We start from the raw sequence: 16,937 nt of genomic DNA, 5'->3' as shown, positions 1-16,937 counted from the left end.
GATAAAAGTACGAACGTGTCCGCCGTTTGATGTCGTGGGCACAGGAGACAACGATGGACGTGCGGCAACGCGATCACATCGAAACCGTGGTGCTGACGACCGCCGGCGCAGCGCCGGTGGCCGCCCGGATGCACGATGCAATCATCCAGAGCTCGTGGCAACGCTGCGTGCACCAGTACGGCCTCGATCCGACCCGAATGCAGGAAGCGCGCATCGTGCCGCAAACGCGGCTGCGCGAGCATCAGCAACGCCTCGACGACTTCGCGCGGATCGCCCGCTACGGGCTCGAAACGCTGTACGGCCAGGTGGCCGGCATGGGTTACGTGGTACTGCTGACCGACGCCGACGGCATCACCGTCGATTATCTCGGCGACGCCAACACGGATGCGGGGCTGCGTCGCGCGGGCCTCTATCTGGGCGCCGAATGGAGCGAGGACGGCGCGGGCACCTGCGCGGTCGGCACCGCGCTCGCGACCGGCCAGGCGCTGACCGTGCATCAGGCCGATCACTTCGATGCGACCCATATTCCGCTGACCTGTACCGCTGTGCCGCTGTTCGATTCGTACGGCGGCCTGAACGCGATCCTCGACATTTCCGCCCTCAGTTCGCCGCTCGCGAAAGACAGCCAGATGCTCGCGCTGCATCTGGTGCGCACTTACGCGGGCCGCATCGAGGACGCTTATTTTCTGCGCCGGCACCGGCAGGACTGGATCCTCAAGCTGAGCCCCGGCCCGGAGTTTCTCGACGTCAATCCCGAGTACCTGATCGCGCTCGATGCGAACGGCTGCATCGTCGGCCACAATCGCCGCGCGCAGCAGATGCTGACGGCCGAGCCGCGCATCGCCGCGGGCGGCGGCATCACGCTGCTGGGGATGCGCTTCGATACGCTGTTCGACGCGCGCGCGGAGGAGCTGGGCCGCTTCGTCTATTCGCGGCCGAGCGAGCAGCGCATCGTCCGGCTCAGCGGCAGCGGCACACTGCTTTATCTGAGCGTGATGCCGCCGATGCTGCGGCTGCCCGCCGAGACCCAGGTGCCGATTCCGTCGGCGCTGGCGTCGCTGTGCGGCGGCGATGCGGCGCTGTCGCAGCAATTGCAGCGCGCCGCGAAGCTGCTCGATGCGCCGATCAATCTGCTGATCAATGGCGAGACCGGCAGCGGCAAGGAGTACTTCGCGCGGGCGCTGCATCGGGCGAGCGCGCGGCGCGACGGTCCGTTCATCGCGGTCAATTGCGCGGCGATTCCGGAGACGCTGATCGAAAGCGAGCTGTTCGGGCATCTGCCGCACAGTTTTTCGGGCGCCGGGCCGAAGGCGCGCCGCGGGCTGATTCAGGAGGCCGATGGCGGCACGCTGTTTCTCGACGAAATCGGCGATATGCCGCGCGAACTGCAATCGCGGCTGCTGCGCGTGCTCGCGGAGGGCGAGGTGCTGGCGATCGGCGCATCACGGCCGGTGCCGGTCAACGTGCGGGTGATTTCGGCGACCCATCATCCGCTCGATCAACTGATCAGCGGCGGGGGCTTTCGCGAAGACCTGTATTACCGGCTCAACGGCGCGCGGCTGGTGTTGCCGCCGCTGCGCGAACGCAGCGATCTGGACTGGCTGATCGACAAGTTTCTCGCGGTGCCGCAAGGGGCAGCCGGCTTCACGCTTGCCGAGGCGGCGCGCGCGCAACTGCACCGGCATCGCTGGCCCGGCAATTTGCGCGAGCTGCGTAATGCGCTCGAATATGCGCGCGCGGTGTGCAGTCACCGGCATATCGAGGTCGGCGATCTGCCAGACGGGATCGGCGAGCCGCTTGCTTCGCTTGCGTCGCTTACGCCCGGCGCGGCGGCGCGCGAGACGGCCACCGTGCATCCCCCCGTCACCGATCCGCATACGCTGCCGCCCGAAGCGATGCTGCTGATGCAGTACCTGCGCGCGTCCGGCTGGAACCTGAGCGCGGTCGCGCGGCAGATCGGCATTAGCCGGATGACGCTGTATCGGCGGATGGCGCGCTATGGGATTCAGTCGCCGAATCGCAGCGATACGGTCGCCGGTCATTGACGGTACGCAGCTGCCACCGCGCACCGAGACACCTGTCCACCGCGATACAACCGCCGCTGTGACACCTGTCACAAGCGCGTGCCGCACGCGCGCTTTTCAGCCGCGGTTCTTCAGGGTAACTACGTAATTTCCGCCGCGCTCTCAGCGCATTTCGCCGCGTTTGCGCCGGCCTTCGCATTGGCACGCCTGTTGCAAAAAGCCTGACCGCATCCACCCATCAGGAGACAGGCATGCGCGAAGCGGGCGCGGATCGTTCGCCACTCGTCGGCATCATCGCGAACCCGGTGTCGGCTCGCGACATCCGGCGCGTGGTCGCCAACGCCAATAGTCTGCAACTGGCCGACCGCGTGAACATCGTGCTGCGCGCGATGGCGGCACTCGGCGCGTGCGGCGTAACGCGCGTGCTGATGATGCCGGACCGCGAAGGCCTGAAGCCGATGCTCGAACGCCATCTAGCCCGCGAACGCGCGGCGGCGAGCGCATCGCATGCATGGCCGCAGCTCGAATGGTTAGCGATGCCAACCACCGGGCGGGTCGACGACACCTTCCGGGCCGCGCGCCTGATGCGCGACGCACAGGTCGCGGCGATCGTCGTGCTCGGCGGCGACGGCACCCATCGCGCGGTGGTGCGCGAGTGCGGCCCGGTGCCGATCGCGGGGCTGTCGACCGGCACCAACAACGCGTATCCCGAACTGCGCGAGGCCACGTTGGCCGGCCTCGCGGTGGGCCTCTATGCGACCGGCCGGATTCCGGCGGATGCGGCGCTGACTTTCAACAAACGGCTGGACGTGACGCTGAAGGCGGCGAGCGGGGCGGTGCGCGACGACATCGCGTTGGTGGATGTCGCGATTGCGCGCGAGCATTACATCGGCGCCAAAGCGTTGTGGCGCACCGATTCGCTCGCGGCCGTCTATCTGGCGTTCGCCGATCCGGAAGCGATCGGGCTGTCGTCGATCGGCGGGCTGCTGGAGCCGGTCGGGCGCTACGAGCCGGGGGGCTTGCAGGTGGCGTTGAGTGCAGCGCAGGCGAGCGAGTCAGGCCGGCGCGATGAACCCGACGCGGCTCCCGCCCGCGCGCCGCTATTTCACCTACACGCGCCGATCGCCCCCGGCCTGCTGCAACCGGTGCCGGTCTACGGCTGGCATCGATTGATCGACGGCGAGCCGGTACAAGTGCGCGAACGCAACGGCGTGGTCGCGCTCGACGGCGAACGCGAGATCACCTTCGGCCCCACCGATCACCTGAGCGTCACGCTGCGCGAGCGCGCGTTCCGCTCGATCGCGGTCGCCGCCTGCCTGCGCTATGCGGCGCTGCACGGCTTGCTGCGCGGGCCGCCCGGTCTTGCGCTCGCACCAGGAGTTCCGCCGCCGCACAGCACTCCCGAAGCCGCCGGCGCGGCATCCACTCCCTTTCCTTCGCCGCTGTAAATCAGAACCGTCACAGGAGACACGCATGACTTCGCAATCTGCTTCGCTACCGTTGGGCCAGCGCGAACTGCTCGACTGTTATCGCCGGATGCGCACCATCCGCGAGTTCGAGGAACGCCTGCACGTCGACTTTTCGCGCGGCGACATCCCCGGTTTCGTGCATCTGTATGCCGGCGAGGAAGCCGCCGGCGTCGGCATCCTGCACCATCTGCACGACGGCGACCGGATCGCCAGCACGCACCGCGGGCACGGCCACTGCATCGCCAAGGGCGTCGACGTGACCGGCATGATGAAAGAGATCTACGGCAAGACCGGCGGCTCCTGCAACGGCAAGGGCGGCTCGATGCATATCGCCGACCTGTCGAAGGGGATGATGGGCGCCAACGGCATTCTCGGCGCCGGCGCACCGCTGATCTGCGGCGCCGCGCTGGCCGCCAAATTCCGCGGCAAGGGCGAAGTCGGCATCACCTTCGCGGGCGATGGCGCGTCCAACCAGGGCACCTTCCTCGAAAGCCTGAATCTCGCGGCGGTGTGGAATCTGCCGGTGATCTTCGTGATCGAGAACAACGGCTATGCGGAAGCGACCTCGCGCGATTACGCGACGGCGGTCGATAGCTACGTCGATCGCGCGGCCGGCTTCGGCATTCCCGGCGTCACGGTGGACGGCACCGATTTCTTCGCGGTGCACGAGGCCGCCGGCGAAGTGATTCGCCGCGCGCGCGAAGGCGGCGGCCCGTCGCTGCTCGAATGCAAGATGGTGCGTTTCTACGGCCATTTCGAAGGCGATGCGCAGACCTATCGCGCGTCCGGCGAACTGGACGAGATCCGCGCCAATCGCGACTGCCTGAAGATTTTCGCGGCGCGGGTGATCGAGGCCGAGGTCGTCACGCGGGCCGAGCTGGAGGCGATCGACGAGGAAGTGGCCGCGCTGATCGAGCGCGCGGTGCAGGAAGCGAAAGCCGCGCCGCTGCCCAAACCGGCCGATCTGCTCACCGACGTCTACGTGAAGTACTGACCCGCGAAATCCGACGAATCCAGAGGAATCCGTATCATGGCCCGCAAACTCAGCATGAAGCTGGCGATCAACGAAGCGATCGACCAGGAAATGACCCGCGATCCGAGCGTGATCATGCTCGGCGAAGATATTGTCGGCGGCTCCGGCGCCGATGGCGAGAAGGACGCGTGGGGCGGCGTGCTCGGCGTCACCAAGGGACTCTACGCGAAGCACGGCGACCGCCTGCTCGACACGCCGCTCAGCGAAAGCGCTTACGTGGGCGCCGCGATCGGCGCGGCCGCGTGCGGCATGCGGCCGATCGCCGAACTGATGTTCATCGATTTCATGGGCGTGTGCTTCGACCAGATCTTCAATCAGGCCGCCAAATTCCGCTACATGTTCGGCGGCAAGGCCGAAACGCCGGTGGTGATCCGCTGCATGGTCGGCGCCGGTTTTCGCGCGGCCGCGCAGCATTCGCAAATGCTCACGCCGCTGTTCACGCACATCCCCGGGCTGAAGGTGGTCTGCCCGAGCACGCCGTACGACACCAAGGGACTGCTGATCCAGGCGATCCGCGACAACGACCCGGTGATCTTCTGCGAGCACAAGAACCTGTACGGCTTCGAAGGCGAAGTGCCGGAGAACTCGTACGCGATTCCGTTCGGCGAGGCGAACATCGTGCGCGACGGCAAGCAGGTGTCGATCGTGACTTACGGGCTGATGGTGCATCGCGCACTGGAGGCCGCGACGCAGCTCGCGAAGGACGGCATCGACGCGGAAGTGATCGACTTGCGCACGCTGTCGCCGCTCGATATGGACACGGTGCTCGAATCGGTCGAGAAAACCGGCCATCTGGTGGTGGTCGATGAAGCGAGCCCGCGCTGCAATATCGCCACCGATATTTCCGCGCAGGTCGCGCAACAGATTTTCGGCGCGCTGAAGGGGCCGATCGAAATGGTCGCGCCGCCGCATGTGCCGGTGCCGTTCTCGCCGACACTCGAAGATCTTTACATTCCCAGCGCCGCGCAGATCGTGGACGCGGTCCGTCGCACGCTCGGCACCGGAGGCAAGCACTGATGAGTACGTACATCACCCCGATCGTGATGCCCAAGTGGGGTCTGGAAATGCGCGAGGGCACCGTGCAGGACTGGCTGGTGGCCGAAGGCGAGCGCATCGAAGTCGGCCAGCCGCTGCTCGACGTGGACACCGACAAAATCTCCAACGCCGTCGAGGCGACCGACGCCGGCCTGTTGCGCCGGATCGTCGCGCAAAGCGGCGACACGCTGCCGGTCAAGGCGCTGCTCGGCGTGCTGGCCGATAGCGAGGTCAGCGACGCCGAGATCGAAGCCTATATCGCCGCGTACGAGGTGCCGGCCGCCGGCGACGACGAAGAGGAGAGCGGGCCGGCGTTCGACTATGCGGACGTCGGCGGGATTCGCGTGCGCTATGCGCGACGCGGACCGGACCAGGGCACGCCGGTGCTGTTCATTCACGGTTTTGGAGGAGACCTGAACAACTGGCTGTTCAATCTCGATGCGATCGCGGCCAAACATCCGGTGATCGCGCTCGATCTGCCCGCGCATGGGCAGAGTCAGGCGGCGTTGCCGGGCGCATCGGTCGATGCGTTGGCGGACTTCGTGCGGGGCTTCCTGGAGGCGGCGCACGTGAATGGGCCGGTGCACGTGGTCGGTCATTCGATGGGCGGTGCGATCGCAATGCAGATGGCACTCAGCACGCCCGCGCAGGTCGCGAGTCTCGCGCTGGTCAGCCCGGCTGGTTTCGATAGCGAGATCAACAGCGGCTATACCGATGGCTTCGTGCAGGCGCAATCGCGGCGCGAGCTGAAGCCGGTGCTGGAGCAGCTATTCGCGGACCCGGAACTGGTCAGCCGGCAGATGATCGACGATCTGCTCAAGTTCAAGCGGATGGACGGCATCGAGCCATTGCTGGCGGAGCTGGCCGGCACGCTGTTCAGGGACGGCAGGCAATCGGCGATACTGGCGGACCGGCTCGCCGGCGTGGACAAACCGGTGCTCGTGTTGTGGGGCAAAGACGACCGGGTGATTCCGTCCGCCCAGGCGGCGAAGGCGCCGGCGGGCGCGCAGGTGATCCTGTTCGACGCGACCGGCCATATGGCGATGCTCGAGAAGGCCAGCGAGGTGAACGCGGCGCTGCTGCGGCATCTGGCAGGCGGCTGACGGGCGAGTTCGCGTAAGCTCGGGCGACCGTTGCGCGAGCGGGTCTGGCCGGTGTCGCCGCGGCCGGACCCGCGGTCGCTTTTTTCATGTTCATGCCTATGCCATTCGAGATTGTCGATATCGAGGTTGGCCGCGCCGACCCGCTCGCCGCGGAGATGGAGTTGCTGTCGCTGGCGGCGGCGGGGCGGTGCGTCGCGCATCTTTGGGAGGCGCCGCTGTCGCTGGTGGTGCCGCGCAGTTACCGGCGCTTCGCCGAGTTCGAGCGCGCTCGCGCCGAGTTCGCGGCGCGCGGGTGTCCGGTGTATCTGCGCATGTCCGGCGGCGGGCTGGTGCCGCAGGGGCCGGGCATTCTGAATCTGAGCCTCGCGTATCCGCTGCGGGGTACCGTCGGCGATCGTTCCGAAACGGTCTATCGACATCTGTGCGCGATCCTCGCCGATGCGCTCGGCACGCTGGGGCTGCAAACGCACTGGCAGACGGTGGAGGGCTCGTTTTGCGATGGCCGCTTCAATCTGGCGTGGGGTCCGCCGGACGATGCGCGCAAGATCGCGGGTACTGCGCAGTATTGGCGGCGGGTGGAGGCGGCGTCGGCGGTGATGTCGGCAGCCGGGGCGGTTGCGCCGTTGCACGTCGTGCTGGCTCACGCGGTGTTGCTGGTCAGCGCCGATCCGCAGGAAATCAATCGGCGCGCCAATGAGTTCGAGGACGCGATCGGCAGCGGGCGGCGGTATCTTGCAGAGCGGGTGGTTAGTGTGAAGCAGGCGCTTTCGCCTGGCGGCGATGCCGCGGTGGGGCGGCTCGAGGAGCGGGTCGCGGCGGCGTTGCGGGCGTGTGTGGTGGCGGCGGGGCCGCCGGCGGACGCCGCTCAATCCTGATCCTGCCTCACGCACACTCCGAGTTTGTACCGGGCATTTCATGTTCCTCTTTTATTATCAGGTTGCCTGATAGAAAATCGAACGTTCGAGACGGTATAAACAGGAGACCCAAGCATGCAACCCGTTCTAACGCATATCGCCGACATCAGGATCGAAGTCGGCCAACCGGTAACGGTCGGCGAGACCGGCGACGGATTGCGCCGCATCGTGCCGATTCTCGGCGGCACCATTCGCGGCGAGATTTCCGGTGAAATCTGCGCGGCCGGCGCGGACTATCAACTGATCCGCGCCGACGGCTTCACGACGCTCGACGCCCGTTACGCAGCGCGTCTCGACAACGGCGAGCATCTTTTCATCGTCAACACCGGCGTGCGTTTCGGCCCCATCGACGTGATGGAGCGGATCACCCGCGGCGAACCCGTTCCACCGGAGCAGGTGTACTTTCGCACCACGCCGCGCTTCGAAACAACATCGGCTGAGCACGCATGGCTGACTCGCCATATCTTCGTCGCGTCCGGTATCCGGCATCCCGACTGCGTCGAGTTGCGGGTGTTTCGCGTGGAGTAGTGGGACTGCCGCTTCAAACTGAAATTCGCCGTCGTCCGAATCCGATCACCGGTAACCCGCTAATCCCCCGTTCTCCCGGGGATTTACCCTGGCAATCCCCCCGTCCGGACACCCGCAACCCCACGTGCACGGGGCTTCGCGCGCAGCTATGTCCTGCGTGCATCGCCTCGGCCCACAATGCATTGGCCGATTCGCCGCGCATCTCTTAGTGTCTCTCCATCCTTCTATAAAAAAGCGCCGCGCTCGCGCGGCCGCCCTGGAGACGACACAACGTGAACCAGCTGAACGTATCCGACTACATTGCGAAAAGCGATTTCCGGCGCTTTCATTTCATTCTGCTGATTATTGGCTTCTTTTGCGTCATCTTCGACGGCTACGACACTGCCGTGTTCGGCGCCATCCTGCCGCCGATGATGAAGGAGTGGCACCTGACGCCGGTTGAGGCCGGCGCGTTGGGCAGCTACAGCCTGTTCGGAATGCTGTTCGGCGCGATCACGTTCGGCGTTCTCGCCGACCGCTTCGGCCGCAAGCGGATGGTGGCCGCCACCGTGATCCTGTTCAGCCTGTTCACCGCGCTGGGCGGCGTGGCACCGGGCCCGCAAGTGTTCGGCCTGTTCCGCTTCCTCGCGGGCCTCGGACTGGGCGGCATCCTACCGAACGCGATTGCGCTGCTTACCGACTACTCCCCGCAGAAAAGCCGCACCACGATCACCGCGATCATGATGTGCGGCTATTGTCTCGGCGGGATGCTGTCACCGTTCATCGGGATTCTCGCGATTGGCGAGTACGGCTGGCGCTTCGTGCTGTGGATGGGCGCCGTGCCGTTGATCTTCCTGCCGCTGGCGTACCGCTACCTGCCGGAATCGTGCTTCGTTCTGCTGCGTGAAGGGCGCGACGCGGAGTTGCGCGGCGTGCTCGCGCGCATCGACCCGACCCGCACGATTCCGGCCGACGTTCGACTGGTCGAGTCGCACGAAACCGCCAAACAGACGCCGCTCGCGAGCCTGTTCAACGAAGGCCGCGCGGTGAGCACTGCGATGTTCACCGCGGCGATCTTCTTCCATCTGATCCTCGGCTACGGGCTGATCAACTGGCTGCCGAAGCTGATGCTCGAAGCCGGTTTCACGATGAATTCGAGCCTGATGTTTCTGATCGTCCTGCAATGCGGCGCGATCGTCGGGACCCTGGTGATGGGCTATGCCGGCGATCACTATTCGCTCAAACGGATTCTCGTCGGCCTGTATCTGCTGGGCACGGTCACCATGGTCCTGTTCGCACTGAACCGCAGCCCCACCTGGGCCTATGTGCTGATCGCCGTGGCGGGCGTGCCGGTGGTCGGTGCGCAGAATCTGGTGCAGGTCTACATGTCGCAGTTCTATCCGGTGTTCGTGCGTTCGAGCGCGCTCGGCTTCGCGTCGAGCGTCGGGCGGATCGGCGGCATGCTCGGGCCGTTGCTGGCCGGCTGGCTGGTATCGATGTCGTTCTCGATCCATCACATGTTCCTCGCGTTCGCGATTCCGGGCGTGCTGTCCGCGCTGGCGATTTCGGCGGTCCAGCACCGCTATTCGAGCGACCGCAACCGGCGCGACGAACCGCGGCTCGACATGCAATTTCAGGGAGGAGTGGAGAAGTAAACGGCCGGAATTCGCCGGCCCGAGCGGGAGGCTCGGGTCGACGAAGCCGGTTCGCGTAGCGGATGTAAGACGGCAAAAATCTACACTATTAAATTAGGATCACGAATGATGGCATCTACCGTCGCACGCATGCTTGCAACCATGCGCCTGAAAAAACCGGCTCTCGCGCTGGGGGTTCTGATGTCCACCGCGGGAGCGGCCCATGCGCAAAGCAGCGTGACGCTGTTCGGGATCCTCGACGGCGGCATTCTTTACACCAGCAACACCGGCGGACATTCGTCGTGGCAGACCCTCAGCGGTCCGCTGCTCGCACCGCGCTGGGGGTTGAGGGTGGTCGAAGATCTCGGGGGCGGTGTGAGCACCGTCGCGCATCTGGAAAACGGCTTCAACCAGTTCACCGGTGCGTCGCTGCAGGGCGGCCGTCTGTTCGGCCGGCAGGCATGGGTGGGACTGACCTCCAAACAGTACGGGACGCTGAGCATGGGCCGGCAATATAGTCCGCTGCAGGATTTCATCGCGCCATTGCTGGGCAGCACGACCCTCACCGGTTCTGCGTTACATCCGCTGGATAACGAAGGTTTCCTGACCTATCGGACCGACAATTCGGTCAAATACGTGAGCCCCGTCTACGCCGGTCTGCAGGCCGAAGCGATGTACGCATTCTCGAACTCGACCAATTTCGCCAGCAACCGTTCGTGGAGCGTCGGCGCGACCTACACGAAAGGCAATCTGCAGTTGGCCACCGCTTATGTGCATCTCGACAATCCGGCAGTCAACAAGGACACCAATGGCGCAATTCCGTCGGACTCCTATTTCAGTTATTCGACCACGCCTTTTCTCGCCACCGCATCGGCCGTTCAGGAATGGGCGGTGGGAGGAAGATATACGGTCGGTCGCGCCAATTTCGGCCTGCTCTATACCAACACCCAATTCGATAATCCGGCCACCGGCTCGCTATTTTCCGGGGCGACGGGAAGCGGTGGCGGTAGCGGCTCCGTGCACTTCCAGAACCTCGAAGGCAGCGTGCGCTACGACTTCGCGCCGGACCTGATCGGCTCGTTCTCGCAGGCCTATACGCATGCCACTGAGGGTTCGGCCTCGGGCAACTACTGGCAAACCAACGTTGGCGTGTCGTACTTCCTGTCCAAGCGCACGAATCTCTACGTGGACGCGTTCTATCAGAAGACCTCGAATAATCTGCATCCGTGGATCATGCTGACCGGCGCGCCGTCCAGCACGAGTACGCAGATTGCCGCGGTATTCGGCCTGTGCCACCGGTTCTAAAGAAGACCCGTAAAGATGTAATTAGCGACGCCGGCCAGCAGGCCGGCGCGCTCACGTCGCGCGAATGAAGCAGTGCGCGTTGGCCATGCAAGTCAGTCATGCACCCCATGCATGGCCTCGTCAGAAATAGCATTTCACAGCGGTTGCGGCGGTGGATACCATGAATCCGTAGCTGACCCGGTTGCGGTAATGCGACAAATACGGAGTGGAGACATGTTAGAGACCGTGAGTGAAGCGGATTTCAAGTCCGCGATGAAGAACCTGGCCGCCGGCGTCACGCTGATTACCAGCGTCGCCGATGCACAGCGCGGCGGCATGACCGCCACCGCAGTTTGCTCGCTTTCCGCGGCGCCGGCCCAACTGGTGATTTGCGTGAATCGCCAGAACTCGACCCATCAGATGATCGTCGCAAGCCGCAGGTTCTGCGTGAATGTGCTGTCCGCGCAGCAGAGCGAGGTGGCCCAACGCTTCGCGAATCATCTGGTGCGCGCGGAGCGCTTCGAGTCCGGCCGCTGGTCGACGCTGAAGACCGGCGCGCCGGTGCTGATGGATGCGCTGGTTGCGTTCGATTGCGAGCTGGGCGAAGCGATCGAATCGGGCACGCACTCTATTTTCGTCGGCCGCGTGGTGGACGTGCATGCGGTCGAGCAAAGCGCGCCATTGCTCTACTACCGCAGCGGCTATGCCGGTATTTCGGCGCATAACTGAGTGCGCTAGCGCACCCGTCAATCACGAACCGTTCTTCACCGGGGTATCAAGATGGTCAATCAGCAGGTAATCGAAAACGCTGTGAAGTCGCCGCTGCCGTCCTACCGGATGGTCGACGACAGCTGGATGAACGACGCCGAGCGCAAGCTGTTCGACACCGCACTCGACATGGTCGACGTGCTGAAAGAGCGCGAGGCGGACTGCCTGCGCCAGCGCAACGTCCCGCAGGCAACCGTCGACTGTTTCCGCGCAACCGGACTCTCGCGCATTCTCCAGCCGAAGCGCTACGGCGGGCTGCAAAGCTCCCCATTGCTGCTCTCGCGCGTGGTGGAGGAACTCGCGATGGGCTGTCCGTCGAGCGCATGGGTGCTGTCGGTATTCGGCGAGCACGCGTGGGTCGCCGGCTGTTTTCCCGAGCAGGCGCAGGAAGACCTGTGGGGCTCGAATCCGCTCGCGGTGGTCGCTTCGAGCCTCGCGCCGCGCGCGATCGCGCAACGGGCGAAGGGCGGCTACCGCATCTCCGGCACCTATCCGTTTGCGAGCGGCTGCAAACACGCGGAATGGCTGGTGGTGGGCGCGTGGGTCGAACACGACGGCGGCCGCTCGCTGCAGTACCTGCTGGTGCCGATGTCCGACGTGACGATCCTCGATGACTGGCAGACGCTGGGGCTGCGTGGCACCGGCAGCAACACGGTCTCGCTTGGCGACGTGTTCGTGCCGGAGCATCGGATGGTGAGCGACGCGGATCTGAAAAAAGGCGAGACCCCGGGCAGTGCGGTGCATCCCGACTATCCGCTGTTGAAGGCGCCGCGCGCGGCGTTCGCGATCTTCACGCAGTTGCCGGTGACGCTCGCGCTCGCGCGTCTCGTGCTCGAACACACCGGGCTGACGATGCGCGGGCGGGTCTCGCGCGGCACGACCACGCTGTCCGACTCGCAGATCATTCAGTGCAAGCTCGGCGAGGCCGCCGCGGACATCGACGCGGCGATCTTCGTCGCGCATCGCCGGCACCGGCACGTGGCCGATCTGATCGCTTCCGGCAAGTGCGTGAGCCCGCATGACGCGCAGGCGGCGCATCGCGATTCGGTGTGGGCGAACCGGGTCGCGCGGCGCGGCATCGAAACGCTGGTGTCGACCACCAGCGCGGAGATCGTGCACGACCGCAACCCGTTGCAGTCGTGGTACCGGGATTCCCTGACCACCGGTTCGCACTTCGGCGCGAACTGGGAGGCGGCGATGGTTCCATACGGCCGGATGCTGCTCGGGATGGCGGGCTGAGCGGACAGCGAAACCGATTGGCGGGATTGCACAAACCTAGATGAGGAATACTGAAGATGGTAGAGCAGATGGAAGCTATCAAGGTCGAGGACGTGGTCTATCTGAAGCACGACGACGTGGAGCTGCTGGCGCGCGTCTACACGCCCGACGGTGAAGGCCCGTTCGCGGCCGTGATCGAGCTGCATGGCGGCGCGTGGAGCAAGTTCGACCGGACCCGCGGCAAGGCGGTTCACGAGGCGCTGGCCCGCTCGGGTCTGGTGGTGGTGTCGCTCGATTTCCGCCAGGGCGTGCAGGGCGCCTATCCGAAGTCGCCGTCCGACATCAACTACGGGATCCGCTGGCTGAAGGCGAATGCCGCGCGTTTCAAGGTCGATCCTGAACGCATCGGACTGTCCGGCAATTCGAGCGGCGGCCACCTCGGGATGCTCGTGGCGATGCGCCCGCACGATGCGCAATACGCGGCGATCGCGCTGCCGCAGGGCTCGCCGGAGGTCGACGCGACGGTCAGATGCGTGTCGATGCTGTGGCCAGTGATCAATCCGTACGGCCGCTATCGCTATGCGAAGCGCCTGCTGGCTGAGGGCAATGCGCCGGACTGGGCCGCCGAGGTGATCGGTCTGCACGACGGCTACTGGCAGACCGAAGCCAACATGAAGGAAGGCAGCCCGACGCTGGTCCTCGAACGCGGCGAGCCGGTCTTTCTGCCGCCGGCGCTGTGGGTGCTCGCCACCGACGACGACGTGCACAACTACCACGACATCGAATCCGAAGTGCCGGGAACCGAGGCCGATCGCTTCATGCAGCGCTACCGGGAAGCGGGCGGCGAGATCGAACTGGCGGTCTACGAGGCGCCGATGATGTTCACGACCATGCATCCGACGCTGCCGGCCTCGGTGGCCGCGATGCAGAAGGTGGTGGAGTTCGCGCATCAGCATCTGTCGCGCTGATAGCGGGTGTGTGGCCGGGCCCGCGGGGCAGCCACACCCGCACATCCCGAATCGATCAACTATGGAGACGGCGGCATGAATCGCGAGGAGCGGTACGACGTGGGCGGCGTGATGTTCGCGCAACCCTTCAAGGCAGTACGGTTGGGCCATCTCGGTCTGTGGTGCGCGGACACGCAAGGCGGCGAGCAGCGGCTCGTCGATAGCTTCGGCCTGCGGCAGACCGACCGGCTGGTTGGCAAGGAAGGCCAACTGCTCGGTTGCTTCACGACCTGCAATACCGATCACCATGCGCTGGTGGCGATCAACCCGGACACCGCCGATCCGGTGCGGCGCGCGTACTACGAGGCCGGCGCAACGCTCAATCAGATCTCGTTTCAGGTGAACAGCCTGCGCGAAGTGAACGACGCGCATCGATATTTCCAGAAGCACGGCGTCAAGATTGCCCGCATCGGCCGCGACCTGCCGGGCAGCAACTGGGCGGTCTACGCGTACGATCCGGACGGCCACCGGGTCGAACTGTTCTACGGGATGGAGCAGGTCGGCTGGAACGGCGTGAGCAAGCCGGCGGCGATGTACAACCACTTGCCGTACGAAGAGTTCCCGCTGCCGCAGCAGCCGGAGGTACACGAGGTTCAGCAGGCGCGCGAGAACGGTATCGATCTGCTGTCCGGCTACGGCCGCGAATCGGCTTTGCCCTATACCTACGATGTCGGCGGCGTGCTGTTGCAGCGTCCGTTCAAGGTGGGCGCGGTCGGTCCGGTGCGGATTTTCGTCAATGACCTCGCGGCATCGGAGCGCTTCTATACCGAGATCATCGGCCTGACGAAGTCGGCGGAAGTGACGTATGCGGGCGAGCGCTGCGTGTTTCTGCGCGCGGGCGCCGAGCACCACAGCATTGCGCTGATACCGGTGGCACTGCGCGCGAGCCTCGGGATGCATCCGAAAACACTGCTGATGAGTTTCGGCTTGCGGGTGCAGACCTACCGGCAGTTGAAGGACGCCCGCAAGTTTCTGCTCGACGCGGGACTCAAGGAGATCGGCCTGCCGGCCGCGCTGCATCCGGGCATCGGGCATGCGTTGCACTTCATGCTGGACGAGCTGCATTGCGTGCAGCTTTACTTCGAGATGGACCAGTTCGGCTCCGCAACCGGCGCGCGCGCGGGCGATGCGCCGGCGGCGGAGTGGCCGGAGCAGCTGGACGGCACCGCATCGAGCTACGCGAGCCAGTTGCGGCAGGGTCCGCTCGCCTGAGCGCACTGCTGGCGGATCGCGCCGGGCGGCAGGTAACTAGCGGAGCCTACCGCCCGGAATTCAATCAGGATCACGAAGGAACACGATGAAACTGGCCAGTTATGAAATCGACGGCGTCGCAAGTTATGGCGCGGTGGTCGAGCGCGGCATCGTCGATCTGAAGCAGTTGTGCGACGGACGTTATGCCGATCTGCGCGCGGTCCTCGCCGCCGATGCGGTCGCGGAACTCGCCGCGCTGGCACAGGGGCGCGCGGCCGACTTGCCGCTTGAACGGGTCACGCTGCTGCCGGTGATTCCGGCTCCCGGCAAGATCTGGTGCTGCGGCCTGAACTACCACGAGCACGTCGACGAGTGCGGCGCGCAGCCCGCCAACGCGCCGCTGTTTTTCCTGCGCACGGCCAGCTCGCAGGTCGCGCACGACGCGCCGGTGCTGCGCCCGCGCGAGTCGGAGCAGTTCGATTTCGAGGGCGAAATGGCCGTCGTGATCAGCAGGGCGGGGCGCCGCATCGCAGCCGCTGAGGCGCACCGGCACGTGGCCGGTTACGCCTGCTACAACGACGTCAGCGTGCGCGACTGGCAACTGCGCACGTCGCAATGGGATGTCGGCAAGAACTTCTGGCGCACCGGCAGTTTCGGTCCGTGGCTGGTGACGGCCGACGAAATTCCGTTCGGCAGTGACCTCGCGCTCGTCACGCGGCTGAACGGCGCTGAGGTCCAGCGCTCGTCGACGCGCATGATGATCCACGACATTGCCGCGCAGATCGCCCACCTGTCCACGATTGCGCCGCTCGAAGCCGGTGACGTGATCGTGACCGGCACGCCCGGCGGGATCGGCGCGATGCGCAAGCCGCCGCTGTGGATGCGGGACGGCGATACCGTGGAAGTTGAAATCGAGCGGGTGGGCGTACTGCGCAACACGGTCGCCGCCGATTGAGCGCTGCGCCGCCGCGCGGCGGTTCGCCGTGCAGGGTGGCTCATTAATAAGGATTCCAGAGTGAGCGAGCAAATGACGGAGAGCGTGGTCCTGTACGCGGTGGCCGGCCGGATTGCGACGATCACGCTCGACCGGCCGCAGCGCGGTAATGCGTTATCGATTGCGCTGCTGCACGAGTTGCGCGCGGCGCTGCAGGCCGCGCAGCGCGATCCCGAGGTCGGCGTGATCCTGCTGCGGGCCAATGGCAGGCACTTTTGCACCGGCGCCGACCTCGGCTGGGCCGGCGCGCGGCAACACGGCGACGACGCGCGCTGGCGCGAAGGCAACGACGCGCTGGTCGCGCTGCTGCACGAGCTGTACGGCCTGACCAGGCCGGTGGTGGCGCGGGTGCAGGGGACCGTGCTCGGCGGCGCGGTCGCGCTGCTGAGCCTGTGCGACGACGTGGTCGCGCTGCGCGACGCGAGCTGGCATCTGCCCGAACTGAAGCTCGGCCTCGTACCGTCGGCGATCGTGCCGGTGTTGCGGCAGATCACGACGCCCGCCGCGCTGCGCCGCGTGCTGTACGACGAAACGCCGTGGACCAGCGTGGACGCGCAGGGCTTTGGGATCGTGACGCGGGTCGGCGCGACGGAAACGCTCGACGCGCTCGTGCGCAACCGTCTGGATAGCTGGCTCGACCTGCCGCCGGACGCGCTCGCGGCCACCAAACGCTGGCTGCGCGAACTCGACGCCGACGACTTCTTCCGGGCGCTGCGACTCGGGCGCGAGCACGCGGCGTCCCTGTGAATTCCAACC

The 16,937-nt window shown here is 65.7% G+C and carries 15 protein-coding genes; all 15 read left to right on the top strand.

Features of this window, described 5'->3' with window-relative positions:
* Positions 1-53: 53 nt before the first annotated feature.
* The 15 genes from BTH42_RS12855 to BTH42_RS12785 all read left to right on the top strand — a co-directional run bounded on the left by BTH42_RS12855 (position 54) and on the right by BTH42_RS12785 (position 16,928).
* Complete coding sequence (locus tag BTH42_RS12855) at positions 54-2,045, top strand: sigma-54-dependent Fis family transcriptional regulator (RefSeq protein WP_075299782.1); 1,992 nt, start codon at positions 54-56, stop codon at positions 2,043-2,045.
* Between the two features lie 230 nt (positions 2,046-2,275).
* On the top strand, positions 2,276-3,472 hold the full coding sequence (locus tag BTH42_RS12850) for an ATP-NAD kinase family protein (protein WP_083654774.1): 1,197 nt from the start codon (positions 2,276-2,278) through the stop codon (positions 3,470-3,472).
* A 25-nt stretch (positions 3,473-3,497) separates the two neighbouring features.
* Positions 3,498-4,487, top strand: coding sequence for a thiamine pyrophosphate-dependent dehydrogenase E1 component subunit alpha (locus tag BTH42_RS12845; protein ID WP_075299780.1), 990 nt, complete (start codon positions 3,498-3,500; stop codon positions 4,485-4,487).
* Between the two features lie 36 nt (positions 4,488-4,523).
* A complete protein-coding gene (locus BTH42_RS12840; RefSeq protein WP_075299778.1) occupies positions 4,524-5,543 on the top strand; it encodes an alpha-ketoacid dehydrogenase subunit beta in 1,020 nt (339 codons plus the stop codon).
* Positions 5,543-6,664, top strand: a complete 1,122-nt coding sequence (locus BTH42_RS12835; RefSeq protein WP_075299776.1) for an acetoin dehydrogenase dihydrolipoyllysine-residue acetyltransferase subunit — start codon at positions 5,543-5,545, stop codon at positions 6,662-6,664. Before BTH42_RS12840 ends, BTH42_RS12835 begins: the two co-directional genes overlap by 1 nt.
* Positions 6,665-6,762: 98 nt before the next feature.
* Complete coding sequence (locus BTH42_RS12830; RefSeq protein ID WP_075299774.1) at positions 6,763-7,539, top strand: lipoate--protein ligase family protein; 777 nt, start codon at positions 6,763-6,765, stop codon at positions 7,537-7,539.
* A 114-nt stretch (positions 7,540-7,653) separates the two neighbouring features.
* Positions 7,654-8,106, top strand: a complete 453-nt coding sequence (locus tag BTH42_RS12825) for a DUF3237 domain-containing protein (protein ID WP_075299772.1) — start codon at positions 7,654-7,656, stop codon at positions 8,104-8,106.
* Between the two features lie 272 nt (positions 8,107-8,378).
* On the top strand, positions 8,379-9,740 hold the full coding sequence (locus BTH42_RS12820) for an aromatic acid/H+ symport family MFS transporter (protein ID WP_075299770.1): 1,362 nt from the start codon (positions 8,379-8,381) through the stop codon (positions 9,738-9,740).
* 105 nt (positions 9,741-9,845) lie between these two features.
* Entirely contained in the window at positions 9,846-11,024 is a 1,179-nt protein-coding gene (locus BTH42_RS12815; protein WP_256702004.1) for a porin, read from the top strand.
* A 213-nt stretch (positions 11,025-11,237) separates the two neighbouring features.
* Positions 11,238-11,732: a flavin reductase family protein gene (locus BTH42_RS12810; protein WP_075299768.1), complete on the top strand. Its 495-nt coding sequence runs from the start codon at positions 11,238-11,240 to the stop codon at positions 11,730-11,732.
* A 51-nt stretch (positions 11,733-11,783) separates the two neighbouring features.
* Positions 11,784-13,010, top strand: coding sequence for an acyl-CoA dehydrogenase family protein (locus BTH42_RS12805; protein ID WP_075299766.1), 1,227 nt, complete (start codon positions 11,784-11,786; stop codon positions 13,008-13,010).
* Between the two features lie 56 nt (positions 13,011-13,066).
* A complete protein-coding gene (locus tag BTH42_RS12800) occupies positions 13,067-13,957 on the top strand; it encodes an alpha/beta hydrolase (protein WP_083654772.1) in 891 nt (296 codons plus the stop codon).
* Between the two features lie 75 nt (positions 13,958-14,032).
* Positions 14,033-15,208 carry a VOC family protein gene (locus tag BTH42_RS12795; protein WP_075299762.1) on the top strand — a complete coding sequence of 392 codons (1,176 nt, stop codon included), beginning with the start codon at positions 14,033-14,035 and terminating at the stop codon, positions 15,206-15,208.
* Positions 15,209-15,293: 85 nt separating this feature from the next.
* Positions 15,294-16,142, top strand: a complete 849-nt coding sequence (locus BTH42_RS12790) for a fumarylacetoacetate hydrolase family protein (RefSeq protein WP_075299760.1) — start codon at positions 15,294-15,296, stop codon at positions 16,140-16,142.
* Between the two features lie 60 nt (positions 16,143-16,202).
* Positions 16,203-16,928 carry an enoyl-CoA hydratase/isomerase family protein gene (locus BTH42_RS12785; protein ID WP_075299758.1) on the top strand — a complete coding sequence of 242 codons (726 nt, stop codon included), beginning with the start codon at positions 16,203-16,205 and terminating at the stop codon, positions 16,926-16,928.
* Positions 16,929-16,937 lie beyond the last annotated feature (9 nt).

Source organism: Burkholderia sp. SRS-W-2-2016 (assembly GCF_001931485.1).
Taxonomy (GTDB): Bacteria; Pseudomonadota; Gammaproteobacteria; order Burkholderiales; family Burkholderiaceae; genus Paraburkholderia.
Note: the sequence above shows the minus strand (reverse complement) of the source record. Positions and strands in the feature narration are given on the sequence as shown.

What these genes read in the sequence shown, in the direction of transcription:
- BTH42_RS12800 (WP_083654772.1), top strand. Translation starts at nt 13,067, where the DNA reads ATGGTAGAGCAGATGGAAGCTATCAAGGTCGAGGACGTGGTCTATCTG.
- BTH42_RS12790 (WP_075299760.1), top strand. Translation starts at nt 15,294, where the DNA reads ATGAAACTGGCCAGTTATGAAATCGACGGCGTCGCAAGTTATGGCGCG.
- BTH42_RS12810 (WP_075299768.1), top strand. Translation starts at nt 11,238, where the DNA reads ATGTTAGAGACCGTGAGTGAAGCGGATTTCAAGTCCGCGATGAAGAAC.
- BTH42_RS12845 (WP_075299780.1), top strand. Translation starts at nt 3,498, where the DNA reads ATGACTTCGCAATCTGCTTCGCTACCGTTGGGCCAGCGCGAACTGCTC.
- BTH42_RS12850 (WP_083654774.1), top strand. Translation starts at nt 2,276, where the DNA reads ATGCGCGAAGCGGGCGCGGATCGTTCGCCACTCGTCGGCATCATCGCG.
- BTH42_RS12830 (WP_075299774.1), top strand. Translation starts at nt 6,763, where the DNA reads ATGCCATTCGAGATTGTCGATATCGAGGTTGGCCGCGCCGACCCGCTC.
- BTH42_RS12795 (WP_075299762.1), top strand. Translation starts at nt 14,033, where the DNA reads ATGAATCGCGAGGAGCGGTACGACGTGGGCGGCGTGATGTTCGCGCAA.
- BTH42_RS12855 (WP_075299782.1), top strand. Translation starts at nt 54, where the DNA reads ATGGACGTGCGGCAACGCGATCACATCGAAACCGTGGTGCTGACGACC.
- BTH42_RS12835 (WP_075299776.1), top strand. Translation starts at nt 5,543, where the DNA reads ATGAGTACGTACATCACCCCGATCGTGATGCCCAAGTGGGGTCTGGAA.
- BTH42_RS12840 (WP_075299778.1), top strand. Translation starts at nt 4,524, where the DNA reads ATGGCCCGCAAACTCAGCATGAAGCTGGCGATCAACGAAGCGATCGAC.
- BTH42_RS12815 (WP_256702004.1), top strand. Translation starts at nt 9,846, where the DNA reads ATGATGGCATCTACCGTCGCACGCATGCTTGCAACCATGCGCCTGAAA.
- BTH42_RS12805 (WP_075299766.1), top strand. Translation starts at nt 11,784, where the DNA reads ATGGTCAATCAGCAGGTAATCGAAAACGCTGTGAAGTCGCCGCTGCCG.
- BTH42_RS12825 (WP_075299772.1), top strand. Translation starts at nt 7,654, where the DNA reads ATGCAACCCGTTCTAACGCATATCGCCGACATCAGGATCGAAGTCGGC.